General features: G+C 59.2%; 10 protein-coding genes and 1 tRNA gene. 7 read left to right on the forward strand and 4 right to left on the reverse strand.

Features of this window, described 5'->3' with window-relative positions; genetic code table 11:
- Entirely contained in the window at positions 1–684 is a 684-nt protein-coding gene (locus FEV16_RS03400) for an ABC transporter ATP-binding protein (protein ID WP_138166164.1), read from the forward strand.
- Positions 685–691: 7 nt separating this feature from the next.
- Here FEV16_RS03400 and FEV16_RS03405 read toward each other — a convergent pair whose 3' ends face one another.
- Positions 692–1261, reverse strand: a complete 570-nt coding sequence (locus FEV16_RS03405; RefSeq protein WP_138166165.1) for a hypothetical protein — start codon at positions 1259–1261, stop codon at positions 692–694.
- A 431-nt stretch (positions 1262–1692) separates the two neighbouring features.
- Here FEV16_RS03405 and FEV16_RS03410 point away from each other — a divergent pair, with 431 nt between their 5' ends.
- A complete protein-coding gene (locus FEV16_RS03410; protein WP_138166166.1) occupies positions 1693–2385 on the forward strand; it encodes an enoyl-CoA hydratase in 693 nt (230 codons plus the stop codon).
- Between the two features lie 12 nt (positions 2386–2397).
- Here FEV16_RS03410 and FEV16_RS03415 read toward each other — a convergent pair whose 3' ends face one another.
- The 3 genes from FEV16_RS03415 to FEV16_RS03425 form a co-directional block, all read right to left on the reverse strand.
- Positions 2398–4689 carry an EAL domain-containing protein gene (locus tag FEV16_RS03415; RefSeq protein WP_138166167.1) on the reverse strand — a complete coding sequence of 764 codons (2292 nt, stop codon included), beginning with the start codon at positions 4687–4689 and terminating at the stop codon, positions 2398–2400.
- A 12-nt stretch (positions 4690–4701) separates the two neighbouring features.
- On the reverse strand, positions 4702–5616 hold the full coding sequence (locus FEV16_RS03420) for a crotonase/enoyl-CoA hydratase family protein (RefSeq protein WP_138166168.1): 915 nt from the start codon (positions 5614–5616) through the stop codon (positions 4702–4704).
- A gap of 218 nt (positions 5617–5834) precedes the next feature.
- Positions 5835–7187: a multicopper oxidase domain-containing protein gene (locus tag FEV16_RS03425; RefSeq protein ID WP_138166169.1), complete on the reverse strand. Its 1353-nt coding sequence runs from the start codon at positions 7185–7187 to the stop codon at positions 5835–5837.
- A 110-nt stretch (positions 7188–7297) separates the two neighbouring features.
- On the opposite strand from FEV16_RS03425, the gene FEV16_RS03430 reads away from it, so the two are divergent.
- From FEV16_RS03430 to FEV16_RS03450, 5 genes are all read left to right on the forward strand, one after another.
- Complete coding sequence (locus FEV16_RS03430) at positions 7298–7615, forward strand: hypothetical protein (protein ID WP_138166170.1); 318 nt, start codon at positions 7298–7300, stop codon at positions 7613–7615.
- 199 nt (positions 7616–7814) lie between these two features.
- Positions 7815–7899 (forward strand) — tRNA-Leu (locus tag FEV16_RS03435).
- A 76-nt stretch (positions 7900–7975) separates the two neighbouring features.
- On the forward strand, positions 7976–9322 hold the full coding sequence (gene tig, locus FEV16_RS03440; protein WP_138166171.1) for a trigger factor: 1347 nt from the start codon (positions 7976–7978) through the stop codon (positions 9320–9322).
- 193 nt (positions 9323–9515) lie between these two features.
- Positions 9516–10151, forward strand: a complete 636-nt coding sequence (gene clpP / locus FEV16_RS03445) for an ATP-dependent Clp endopeptidase proteolytic subunit ClpP (protein ID WP_138166172.1) — start codon at positions 9516–9518, stop codon at positions 10149–10151.
- 79 nt (positions 10152–10230) lie between these two features.
- Positions 10231–12240, forward strand: a complete 2010-nt coding sequence (locus FEV16_RS03450; protein ID WP_138166173.1) for an acetyl/propionyl/methylcrotonyl-CoA carboxylase subunit alpha — start codon at positions 10231–10233, stop codon at positions 12238–12240.
- Positions 12241–12254: the final 14 nt, after the last annotated feature.

Genomic DNA, 12254 nt, shown 5'->3' on the forward strand with positions numbered 1-12254 from the left:
ATGAATGCGGCCGTTCTCGAACTGCGAAACATTGCACGCCACTATCGCGAGGGTGAGGCGCGGCTCGACATCCTCCTCGAGGTCAATTTGTCGATCTACCCCGGCGAGACGGTTGCGCTGATCGCGCCGTCGGGCGCCGGAAAGTCGACGCTGCTTCATATCGCCGGGCTGTTGGAGCGTCAGGACGGCGGCGAAGTGCTGATCAAGAATGCGCCGACGTCGCGCATGTCGGACGCTGAGCGGACGCGGCTGCGGCGCGCGACCATCGGCTTTATCTACCAGTTCCATCATCTGCTGCCAGAGTTCTCGGCGCTCGAGAATGTGGCGCTGCCGCAAATGATCAATGGCCTCAACAGGAACGAAGCGCGCTTAAGGGCGCAGCAACTGCTGGATTACTTGCGGCTCGGGCCGCGCGCGTCGCACCGACCTTCAGAGCTTTCCGGCGGCGAACAGCAGCGCGTGGCGATCGCGCGCGCGGTCGCCAACGCGCCGCATCTGCTGCTCGCCGATGAGCCGACCGGCAATCTCGATCCGCGCACGGCGGAGCATGTTTTCGGAACTTTGTTGGCGCTTGCGCGCAGCACCGGACTCGCTGCGCTCATCGCGACTCATAATCTTGAGCTCGCGAAACAGATGGACCGCCGCGTAACCCTACGCGACGGTCGAATTGAGCCTTTGAGCTGAAGTGAGCTTAAGCCTTCGGCTTCTTGTCCATGAACTGCTTCTTGTACCAGAGGCCGAAGCCGACGGCCGCCAGAGCCGCGAAGAACACCGCGATCGTTATTTCCCTGGACTGTGTCAGACCAACCGAAAAGGGGAAGCGCGCAATATATTCCTTCGTGCCGTCATCGCTCTTCGCCTTAACGAGGCCAATGAACTTGCCTTCCTGCGGAAAGACGTGCTCGAAAGTAAGCGTGCCGGTTTTATACTTCTTGGGTGGCGAGTAATACTCAGTATTGGCCTCGACATTCTCGTTATCGTCCTTCTGACCAATGTCGCGGATAACGCGCATCTCGAGGTTCATGTCGCGCAACTCGTCCTGTTGCGCGTCGAGCGTGATGATGGTGGGGCCGGCGTCGGGAATATCGTCGCAAAACTGCTCGCGCGACTTTTGGGGCTGATAACCGGTGAACGTCATCGTGTCCGGGCCGATTTTCATCAAGCACTGGCCCTGATTGACGCCGACGTCGCCATGGGCGTGCGCTTGCGTGACCCAGCCGGCCGCCGCCACCAGCACTGCGGCCAAAAATCGAATGATCATCTGGTTCTCTCCCTTTTGGACCAGCCGCTCTGACTAAGCGATCTTGTGGGCGTTCGGGTCCGGTTCCGACGCAGCTATGTCTCGCATACTCTCAATGCGAAAGCGAGCTTCGACGACCGGCTCTGGGCTTCCAGCAGAGCTTGAGTTAATATAAATCAGGACCGCGGCCCTTGTCCCGCGACCATCGGCCACACGCTCTAGAAAAAGTAGCAAGGCCCGGCAATTGTACAATCCCGTCGCCAGACGATGAATGCTCTTGTCGCGTGACGACAAATTTTTTCGCTCGGGTTGAAAGTGCTGAAATGAACTAATTATCATTGCCTTATAAAAAATCGCGGCGCGACGATTAAGCAATCGTTAGCTACCGGGTTGGCGGTCTTAAAATTTCATTTAACTTTGTCCCACCTCCACAAACAAATGGCGGGACGGACATGTTGAACTTCCCTTATCTTCGCGACCAAGCTGAACTTTCTGGGGCCGGCGACGGGCTCTCGACCGTATGGTTGAAGGATCACAAGGCTCTAGTATTGCGCAAGACTCGACCAGGTTTTGACGCGCCAACCACCAAGACGATTACTGATATCTTGTCGTCAATCGAGCGAAGCGAACTAAAGGAGCTTCGGTACCTCGTCTACGATTTCGCGCATGGGACGCGCGAGGCGCCAAAGCCGGCGGACGGCTTCGGAGAGGTCGCCGCCCTGAATTCTGAGCTGATCGTCGACACGCCGGTCATCACGCTGGCTTGGGCCCGCGGCCTGATGAGCGGCTCCGACTTCGATTTCGCCATGCATTGCTCGGCGCTCGTGGCGGAAAAGACGGCGCATTTCTCGTTCTCGGGAGATCCGTCAGACCTCCTGGGCCTTTACGCCGCAGTCGGTCGGACATTGGGGTTCGTCAAGGCCGAGCGTCTCATGGAGAGCAATACGACGCTCACCGCGGAAGAGGCGCATGATCTACTGATCGTCCGAGACGTCGTCGAGCCGCAGCCGGGAGTCGCCGCAATTGAAAATTACTTGGCGCAATTCGGCCGGCGCTATAATGCATCGCACGCGATTTTCCGCGCGCAGCGTATGGTGCAACCTTTGGTTGATAGACGGAGCCTAGCGGCGCTCGAGCGCAACTGAGCTCTGCATGCCTCACGCCGCGCTGACGAGGCGCGGCGCATCGCGCCAATAAGCGAGGAGCGGTTTAAGCTCCTCGATTGGCCGCGGTCGCGTGTAGAGATAGCCCTGAATGAGGAAAATATTTTTGCTCGCCATGAAGGCGAGTTGAGCATCGGTCTCTACGCCTTCGGCGACGAGATCGATAGAGAGATCTTGCGCGAGCGCGGAAATCGCCGACACGATCGCTTGCGTTTTCGGCGACTCAATCGCCTGTCGCGCGAAGGAGCGATCAATCTTGACCTTCTTGACTGGGAAACGATTGAGATAGCCGAGGCTGCTATAGCCGGTTCCAAAATCATCGAGTGAGAGACGAACGCCGAGCGCCTCGATCTCGCGAAGTTTGCCTTCGACGTCGTCGGATTCCATGAGCGTCGTTTCGGTGATTTCGAGCTCCAACCGATCGGGCTCCAATCCTGAATCGCGGAGCGTCTCTGCGACCAGTTCAGCAAGTTCCTTCTGCTGAAATTGTCTTGGCGCGATATTAACTGCAACGCGGACGTTTGAAGGCCAGGATTTGGCGTCCTTGCATGCCTGCCGAAGCACCCAGGCGCCGATTTCGATAATCATGCCGGTCTCTTCAGCCACCGGAATGAATTCGCTCGGCGAAATCATGCCTCGGATCGGATGGCGCCATCGTAACAGCGCCTCCAGGGAAACGATGGTCGCCGTTCGGGAATCGACGACCGGCTGATAGTAGACGACGAGTTCATTCGCGAGAAAGGCGTGACGCAGTTCAGTGTCGATCTCGCGCTTTCTGGTCAGCGCGTCCTGCATCTCCTGGGAATACCAGATCGCCTTGCCGCGCCCCCCGGCTTTTGAGCGGTAAAGCGCGAGATCGCTGCATTTGAGCAGGCCACCAGAGGTCTCTGAATCCTTGGGCGCCGCCGCTATGCCGATGCTTGCGCCGATGTTAATGACATGGTTTTCGACGATATAGGTGCGATGCATCTCGGCTAGTATGGTCGCGGCCAGCGCATCGACGTCAGGAAGTTTGTTGCCGGCGCGCAGCAGCACGCAGAACTCGTCGCCGCCGAGCCTTGCCACAACATGCGGATGTGGCACGCAGGCGGCGAGACGCGCGCCGACGACCGACAGCAGCTGGTCTCCGATGGAGTGACCCAGCGTGTCATTGACCTCTTTGAATCGATCGAGGTCGATGTTCAGCAGCACGGCGTGAAATCCGCTTTGCTTGAGTTGAAGCATCTCTTCTTCAAGCGTTTCCTGGAACTGATAGCGATTTGGCAAATTCGTCAGGTCGTCGAAATGCGCCATGCGCTCAATCTCGCGAAGCGCGCGCTTTTGAATCGTCACGTCCTCGATCACGGTGATGAAGGATCCCGCTTCGGCTCGCTCGCAATGGAATTCGAAGAAGCGCTCGCCGAGCTTATGCGTGAAGACATTCGCATGCGGCATTGCGACGCGTCGCTTCCACTGCTCAATAAAGATTTCGCTTTCCTGCGACGACAGATCGGCGCTCCGGCCGATTGCATGCGCAAGCGCTTCGAGACTGATCGGCGTCGTCGCCGCCACAATGCCGAAGAAATCGATCAGGCGCCGATTTACGACTGTGACGGACAGGTCGGCGTCGCCCATGCACAGGCCGTGCGTCATGGAGTTCAGAGCCAGACTGAATTTCTGTCGCTGGCGTGAGGCGTCCAAACCGTTGCGCAGCGCCGATTCCAGATGGCCGTGCAGAAATTTCGTTGTCTTAATCACCGCGAGGGAACCCAGCACCAAAAATGCCGAGAGACCCCAGTACCAAGTGGAAAAACTCCATAACACGGTGATGGCCAGCGGCATGGTGGTTCCAAGAACTTGCCAGAAAACGATGTTGGGCCGCGCCGCATTGCGACTCGCGAGAACGCCAGTAACGCCAGTCATTATTATTACGCCGTAATACGCAATCATTTGATTGTGGTGTTGGTGAAATAGAATAGCGGCAGAAAGGCCGAGCAGCGCCATGAATGAGATTGCGCCAAATGCGTAGTGACGCTCCCACTCGCGAGCCTGATGGCGCCGAAGGCTAACGGGCGTGCGGTTGTGCATGAAGAGGAGGCGTAAGCGATAGGCTCCGATCAAAGACATACACAACACTAATACCAAATAGACTGACTCTCCCGTGGAGAGCCAAGCCACCATGGGAGCCAGCAAGCCGGCAAGGATGCCCATAATGAGCGTTTCGGAGGTGTCAAAAAGCGTTTCGACAAGGTCCGCATAGATTTCTGCGTCGGAGCAACTTTGAGCGGCGGTATGATCGGCGCACATCGGACCTGATCCTTAATTGGAGCAGTCTGATGGGGCGTCAGGAGAGCGCATATGTGAAAGACGACGCTGCGCCCGGATCAGCCGCTCCATGTGTCGCAGATCATTGGGACCTATACGGCAGGAGGTTTCTGCCCATAAATCCGTAATACGAATTAATTCATCGTAGGTGATGGGGTGCGCGCGCCGACGCGCTTCAGCGATCACGCGCCGTCGTCGCCAGCTGGTTTCGCCGTTTGCAGCCATCCAAGAGCGCGCGGCTGAGCGGATGTCGCCCGGCGCCGCCAGCGCGTCGACTATTTCGAGGTCATACATCTGCCGTCCCGAATAAGAACGTCCTTCCAGGATGATCCGCTGAGCGAGGGCAGGTCCAACCTTGCGCGACAGCATCGTTACAGCACCCATGCCAGGAAAAGTGTTAAACATCACTTCGGGTAGGCCAAACATCGCATTTTCTTCGGCGATGATGAAGTCGAACGCCATTGCGGCTTCCATCGCGCCGCCCAGGCACTGCCCATGCACCGCAGCCAGGGTAACTATCGGCAGATCGAGACTTCGCGAATAGCTATATACAAGATCGACGCAAGCGTGAGCGTAAATACGAAGTTTAGCTAAATCATTGTTACGAATAGCAGTAGAGAAGCTTTCTAGATCTCCCCCGAGCGAGAATACATCTGCTTTCTTCGATGCCATTACAAGGTAGCGGCACGGCCAGATTGCGTTCATCTTGGCATGATAAAAGTCACGTAGAGAGTCGCGAAACTGGAGTAACTCTAGTAACATCAAAAGTGTGTAACACTGCGGCGCATCAGTTCTGTAATTCATCCAGATCGATTGAGTTTCCGCTTGATATTCGATGTCCAGCGTTCCGAACTGCCAATTCGGAAACTCCCCAGGGTCCTTGGGAGGCAAAGTCTTCAACGCCGACATTGTCTTCGACCCCAATTTCTATTTTACAGGGAGATTTCAGCTAGAGGGCCGCTGTAAAGGCAAGCTCAGATGAAGGCTAAATGTTATTGACGTCCCTCTATATAGGATCGGCGCAACGTTATGCGGGCTATTTTCGCCTTTGATTAAGGCAACGTGCCAGGCAATCGCAAGAACTGCGTCCGGCCGCAAGAAGTTATTCGCGGTCTATTCAGCTTTCGCTATGCGACTTCGAACCAGGTCGCCAAGCCGCCGGCTTCGTGTTCCAGAATATCATCATGGATCGCCCATTTGCCAGGCGACGCCGCGACGAAAGCGGCGTGTTTGGTTTTCCCAGGCGGAATGATCACGCCGTTGCGCCAATAGGGCTCCCAACCATCGTCAAGGTCATGCAGCAGCCGCATGCATTGACCGTGAACATGCATCGCCAGCGCGACGTCCGACTTGTTGATGAAGCCCAGCGTCACCGGGGTTCCAGCCGTGACTTTGAAGAGCGGCGGGCCCTCGTAGGCTTTCGTCGGGCCGCCATTGATCATCCAGGCCGGCCCGGCGCCGCTTTTGCGCGGCTCGATCGCCAGATCGACCTTTTTGGCGTCGCCAAGCCTGATCTCTGGCGGAAGAGCAGGATTTTCGGGGAGCGACGCTATAGGCGGACGTCTCGAAGCTTTCGGGCCTTTAGCCTCAACGATCAAAAGGTCGCGATCTTCGCCATTCGGACCCCGCAGGGTCAGATTGGCCTTTGCGCCCTCAGTCTCCGGCATGTCGAACATCAGTTCGAAGCGCGCGCCTGGCGCGACCGGGACGCTGCGTTTGATTGGCTCAAAGGCCTCGCACGGTTGGCTGTCGATGGCGATGACGAAAGGCTGCGCGCCCACAACGGACAGGACCATGATGCGCGCATTGCTCAGGTTCGCGAGGCGCAACCGCACCCTGGCGCCAGGGGCGAGGCTCTGCGTGGCGGGCGCAGCTTTGCCGTTGACGCAAAGCAGCGGGCCTAGCCGGCCAATGCCTCGTGCAGCCGCCGGATCGTCGAACCCGCTAACGATCAGACCATTGTCGTCGAGCCGCCAATCGTCGAGCGCGAGAAGCAGGTCGGCGTCGGTTGGCAGCGGGTTTTGCTCGTCCACGACAAGCAGGCCTTTAAGGCCGCGCCCCATAAGCTCCGGCGTCAAGCCGTAGACACTTGGCCTATAACAAAAAAGGCCGGGATCAGCGAGCTTGCGGCGATAATCAAAGGAGGCCCCAGGCGCGATCGGCGCCTGCGTCAGCGGCGCGACGCCCTCCATCGCATTGTCGCCGCGCAGCCCATGCCAGTGAATGGTCGCTGGCCGGTCGAGCTTGTTCAGGAAGCGCACGGCGAGTTCGTCGCCCTGTTTGTAGCGCAGAACAGGTCCGGGCGTGACCCCTTCGAAACCGAGAATGCTCGTCTCAGGGGCGCCGGACAGCCGCGCCTTTCCCGGCCGCGCTTCGATTATGCGCAAGCCGGCGGAAGGAACCTGTCCAAGCGCAGGCAGCGCCGTCAGGCTGACGGCGACGCCGGAAAGCACGGCGCGGCGAGAGAAAGGCTCTGACATCGCGCCTAGCTATGGCCCAGAGCAGCCGCTAGGGCAACGACCGGCGCTCAACTCTTCACGGGCGGCTAAGAGAGCGCTAGAACCGCCAAAAACATAAGGAGAGTCGAGACATGACAGCGCCACGCATCAAACTGGCCGCCGCCCTTTTCGGTTTCTTCGCCGCAGGCTGCGTTCTGCCGCTCAATGCTTGGGGTCAGGCTTCGCAAGGCTATTCCGATTATCGCCAATCGCTGATGGCGGGCGGCTGGAAGCCGAACGTCGGCTACGGATTAAAAACCGCGGGGGGCAAGGCCCTATACAAGTTTCCGGAAGTCGTCTGCGGTCCGACGCTCTGCAACGCGAAGTGGCGCGACCCGCAAGGACACGAAAAACTCATCACCCTGATCCGCGGCCTCGACGGGGCGGACCACCGGGTCGCGCCCCAGTAATCGCGGCGGACTGGCGTCACGCCGCGTCCATGCTATAGAGCGGCGCCCGGTGAATCGAGTTCGCGCTTCTGGATCGCTTTGGCGAGCTACGGCGCGTCCTTTCGGGGACAGGATCGTTTGAGAGGAAGCCGTTCGTTCGATTTCGTCTCAAGCGATTCCGGTTTGCCGGGCAGGGATTAAGGCGGCCCTTCCGCCGATCGCGGGCGTGGCGGAACTGGTAGACGCGCCGGATTTAGGTTCCGGTGACGAAAGTCGTGGGGGTTCGACTCCCTCCGCCCGCACCAGAGTCGTACGACCGCGGCAGTCGAATAACCGTCGTCGCTCGCCGGCGGCGTCGCAGTCATTAAGAAGGCTATAGAAATGGAAGTTACGCAAACCTCCTCGCAGGGTTTGAAGCAGGAATACAAGGTGGTGCTGCCGGCCGGCGAACTCGCCGCCAAGCTCGCCGCACAGCTCACAGAGCTTCAAGCGAAAAGCCAGATCAAGGGCTTCCGGCCCGGAAAAGCGCCGATCGGTCACCTCAAGAAGCTCTACGGAAAGAGCATCATGAGCGACGTATTGCAGGAGGCGGTCAACGACGCCAACCGCAAGATCGTCGAGGAGAATGAGCTGCGCATCGCCTTCGAGCCGAAGATCGATTTCCCTGGAGGGCAAGAGGAAGTCGAGCGCGCGCTCTCGGCCGAGGGGGATTTCTCCTATGTCGTCACTTTCGAAACGCTGCCCAAGTTCGACATTGGTTCTTTCGACGACATTTCGCTCGAGCGACCCGTCGCTGAAGTGGCGGACGGCGACATCGAAAAGGCGCTTAACTCTCTTGCGGAGCGCGCCCAGGAATTCGAAGCCAAGGCCGAAGGCGCCAAGGCGGAGAAGGGCGACAAGCTGACCATTGATTTTACGGGCAAGCTCGACGGCGAGCCATTTGAAGGCGGCACGGGCGGGGACGTCGATCTGGTGCTGGGGTCGGGAACTTTCATTCCTGGCTTCGAGGAGCAGCTCGAGGGCGCCGCCGCTGGCGAGCAGCGCGTCGTCAAGGTCCGTTTCCCTGATGACTACGCGGCCAAGCAGCTCGCGGGGAAGGAGGCCGAGTTCGACGTGACCGTGAAGTCCGTCTCGGCGCCCAAGACGCTGGGCCTCGACGAGGACCTCGCCAAGAAATACGGCTTCGAGTCGCTTGAGGCGATGAAGACCGCTGTCCGCGGCAACTTGGAGGCTGATTTCCACAAGGCTTCGCGCGAAAAGTTGAAGCGCGCGCTGCTAGATGCGCTCGACAGCCGCTATTCGTTCGAGCTGCCGGAAAGCCTTGTAGAACAGGAATTCGCCAATATCTGGGGCCAGCACGAGCAGGAAAGCAAACGGGCCGGCCAATCCATCGCCGAAGAAGGCAAGACCGAGGAAGAGACGAAGGCCGAGTTCCGTAAGATCGCCGAGCGACGCGTGCGCCTGGGGCTGGTTCTCGCGGAGATCGGAAAAAGCGCCGGCGTGAAGGTGGAGGAGAAGGATCTGACGGACGCCTTGGTCGAGCGGGCGCGCATGTTCCCGGGCCAGGAAAAGGCCGTCTGGGACTATTACCGCAACAATGAGCAGGCGCTCGCCCAGCTCCGCGCCCCGATTTACGAGGAGCGCGTCGTCGACCACCTCGCCAAGCTGATCAAAATCGCCGACAAGACCGTCTCCCGCGAAGAGCTGTTCAAGGAAGACGAGGAATAGCCGGCCATTCGACTGTCGCTCCTCGCAGGCGGCGGCGCTTAATTGGCGTGGCGGGCTTCCTGCGCACGGTACGTCAACCGCGGGGCGATGACCGCAATGTAATCTTTTCGTCCGGCGCGGGCGCGGATATATGACGGGTCCAAGAATTCCGGCGCTGGCATCGGCCTCCGCCGGCCCACAGAGGCGATACGCGATGCGCGATCCAATCGAAAACTACAACCAATATCTTATCCCGCAGGTCATCGAGAACACCTCGCGCGGAGAGCGCGGCTTCGACATCTATTCCCGACTGCTGCGCGAGCGCATCATCTTCGTCACCGGGCCGATCGAAGATCATATGGCGTCGGTCATCATCGCGCAGCTCTTGTTCCTGGAGTCCGAGAACCCCAAGAAGGAAATCTCGCTCTACATCAATTCGCCGGGGGGCGTAGTGACCTCCGGCCTCGCCATCTACGACACGATGCAGTTCATCAAGCCGAAAGTATCGACGCTGTGCGTCGGGCAGGCGGCGTCGATGGGTTCGCTTCTGCTTGCCGCCGGCGCTGACGGTCTGCGTTACGCGCTCCCCAACGCGCGCGTCATGTTGCATCAGCCGTCCGGCGGCTTCCAAGGCCAGGCGTCGGACATCCAGCGCCATGCCGAAGACATTCTGAAAGTTAAGAAGCGGCTCAATGACATCTATGTTCGTCATACGGGCAAGGATTATGAAACGATCGAGCGCACGCTCGACCGCGATCATTTCATGTCGGCGGAGGAAGCGCGGACATTCGGAATTGTCGATTCCGTTCAGGAGAGGCGGCCTGACGAAGAGAGCGACGCAAAGCGCTAAAGGCAGTCGCGGGGGCGCCGACGGCGTTTTCTGAGCGCCCCCGCCAATATGCTTGAAAAATTGGGGCAGCAGGGCGGGAATGTTTCGTAAAATTCTGATCGCCAATCGTGGCGAAATCGCTTGTCGCATCATCAAGACGGCGAAGCGCATGGGACTTTCGACCGTCGCCGTCTATTCCGACGCTGACGCCGACGCGCTGCATGTCGAAATGGCCGATGAAGCGATCCATCTTGGCCCTCCGCCGGCCGCCCAATCCTATCTCCTGATCGACAAGATCGTCGCCGCTTGTAAGGAAACCGGCGCCGAAGCGGTGCATCCGGGCTATGGCTTTCTCTCCGAGCGCGCCGCTTTCGCCAATGCGCTCGCCGAAGCGAATATCGTCTTCATCGGACCCAATCCGCGGGCGATCGAGGCGATGGGCGACAAGATCGAATCAAAGAAATTCGCGTCCGCCGCCAACGTCAGTGTCGTTCCTGGCTATCTCGGCGTCATCGAGAACGCCGAAGAGGCGGTGAGAATCGCGCGGGATATCGGCTATCCGGTGATGCTGAAGGCGTCGGCTGGCGGCGGCGGCAAGGGCATGCGCATCGCCTTTTCCGACGCAGAAGTGATTGAAGGTTTTACGCGCGCGCGTTCGGAGGCGGCGTCTTCCTTCGGCGACGATCGCGTCTTCGTCGAGAAGTTCATCGTCAATCCACGCCACATTGAAATTCAGGTGCTTGGCGACAAGCACGGCAATGTGATCCATTTGAACGAGCGTGAATGCTCCATTCAGCGTCGCAACCAGAAGGTCATCGAAGAAGCGCCGTCGCCGCTGCTCGACGAAAAGACCCGTCGTGAGATGGGCGCTCAGGCCGTCGCGCTCGCCAAGGCCGTGAACTACGATTCGGCCGGCACGGTCGAGTTTGTCGCGGGTCAGGACAAGAGCTTTTACTTCCTTGAGATGAACACGCGCTTGCAGGTCGAGCATCCGGTGACGGAGCTCATCACCGGCATCGATCTCGTCGAGCAGATGATCCGCGTCGCGGCGGGCGAGCCGCTGCAACTCAAGCAGGAAAACGTCAAGATCAACGGCTGGGCGGTCGAGAGCCGCATCTATGCCGAGGATCCGACCCGCAACTTTCTCCCCTCCATCGGACGGCTGGTCAAATATCAGCCGCCGGAAGAAAAGCGCGAAGGCGGTGTTACGGTGCGCAACGACACGGGCGTCACCGAGGGCCGCGAAATCTCGATCCACTACGATCCGATGATCGCCAAGCTCGTGACGCATGCGCCAGACCGTCTTCGGGCGATCGTCGCGCAGGCCGACGCGCTCGATCGCTTCGTGATCGACGGAATTCGTCACAATATTCCGTTCCTGTCATCGCTGATGCAGAGTCCGCGTTGGCGCTCGGGCAATCTTTCGACGGGCTTCATCAGCGAAGAATATCCGGAAGGATTTTCTCCGCAGGAGCCTCAGGGAGATCTGGCGCATACGCTCGCCGCGATTGCGACTCTGATGGACCACATTGGCAATGAGCGCAAACGCAAGATTTCCGGTCAGTTGCGCGGCGGCCGTCCGGTTGAATTCGAGCGCGAACGCGTGTGCATGCTGGGCGACCAGAGATTCGACGTCTGCGTCGAGGCGCAAGGCGAAGCGCTGATCGTGCGTTTTGCCGAGGGCGATCAGCGCGCTCATCGCGTCTCAACTCAATGGCGCCCGGGCGAACTCGTGCTCGAGGGCGAGGTTGACGGCCGCACGGTCTACGTGCAGGCGCGATCGATCCTCAATGGCTACGCACTGTCGCATCAAGGCGTCGACGTCACGGCGCGCGTCTATACTCAGCGTGAAGCCGAACTCGTCGCTTTCATGCCGAAGAAGAAGGACGCCGGCGCCTCCAAGCACCTTCTGTGTCCGATGCCTGGCCTCGTGAAGACCGTCGACGTGGCGGAAGGTCAGGAGGTCAAAGCCGGCGAAGCATTGTGCATGGTCGAAGCCATGAAGATGGAGAACGTGCTGCGCGCCGAGCGAGACGTGACCGTCAAGAAAATCCTGGCCAAGCCTGGCGACAGCCTCGCTGTTGACGCGGTTATTATGGAGTTCGCATAGTCGCGTCAGCGACT

Origin of the sequence: Methylocystis sp. B8 (assembly GCF_005771425.1) — a bacterium.
GTDB lineage: Bacteria > Pseudomonadota > Alphaproteobacteria > Rhizobiales > Beijerinckiaceae > Methylocystis.

Bases quoted from the DNA above. Each gene is read 5' to 3' on its own strand.
- FEV16_RS03400 (WP_138166164.1), top strand. From the start codon at position 1: ATGAATGCGGCCGTTCTCGAACTGCGAAACATTGCACGCCACTATCGC.
- FEV16_RS03405 (WP_138166165.1), bottom strand. From the start codon at position 1,261: ATGATCATTCGATTTTTGGCCGCAGTGCTGGTGGCGGCGGCCGGCTGG.
- FEV16_RS03410 (WP_138166166.1), top strand. From the start codon at position 1,693: ATGTTGAACTTCCCTTATCTTCGCGACCAAGCTGAACTTTCTGGGGCC.
- FEV16_RS03415 (WP_138166167.1), bottom strand. From the start codon at position 4,689: ATGTGCGCCGATCATACCGCCGCTCAAAGTTGCTCCGACGCAGAAATC.
- FEV16_RS03420 (WP_138166168.1), bottom strand. From the start codon at position 5,616: ATGTCGGCGTTGAAGACTTTGCCTCCCAAGGACCCTGGGGAGTTTCCG.
- FEV16_RS03425 (WP_138166169.1), bottom strand. From the start codon at position 7,187: ATGTCAGAGCCTTTCTCTCGCCGCGCCGTGCTTTCCGGCGTCGCCGTC.
- FEV16_RS03430 (WP_138166170.1), top strand. From the start codon at position 7,298: ATGACAGCGCCACGCATCAAACTGGCCGCCGCCCTTTTCGGTTTCTTC.
- tig (WP_138166171.1), top strand. From the start codon at position 7,976: ATGGAAGTTACGCAAACCTCCTCGCAGGGTTTGAAGCAGGAATACAAG.
- clpP (WP_138166172.1), top strand. From the start codon at position 9,516: ATGCGCGATCCAATCGAAAACTACAACCAATATCTTATCCCGCAGGTC.
- FEV16_RS03450 (WP_138166173.1), top strand. From the start codon at position 10,231: ATGTTTCGTAAAATTCTGATCGCCAATCGTGGCGAAATCGCTTGTCGC.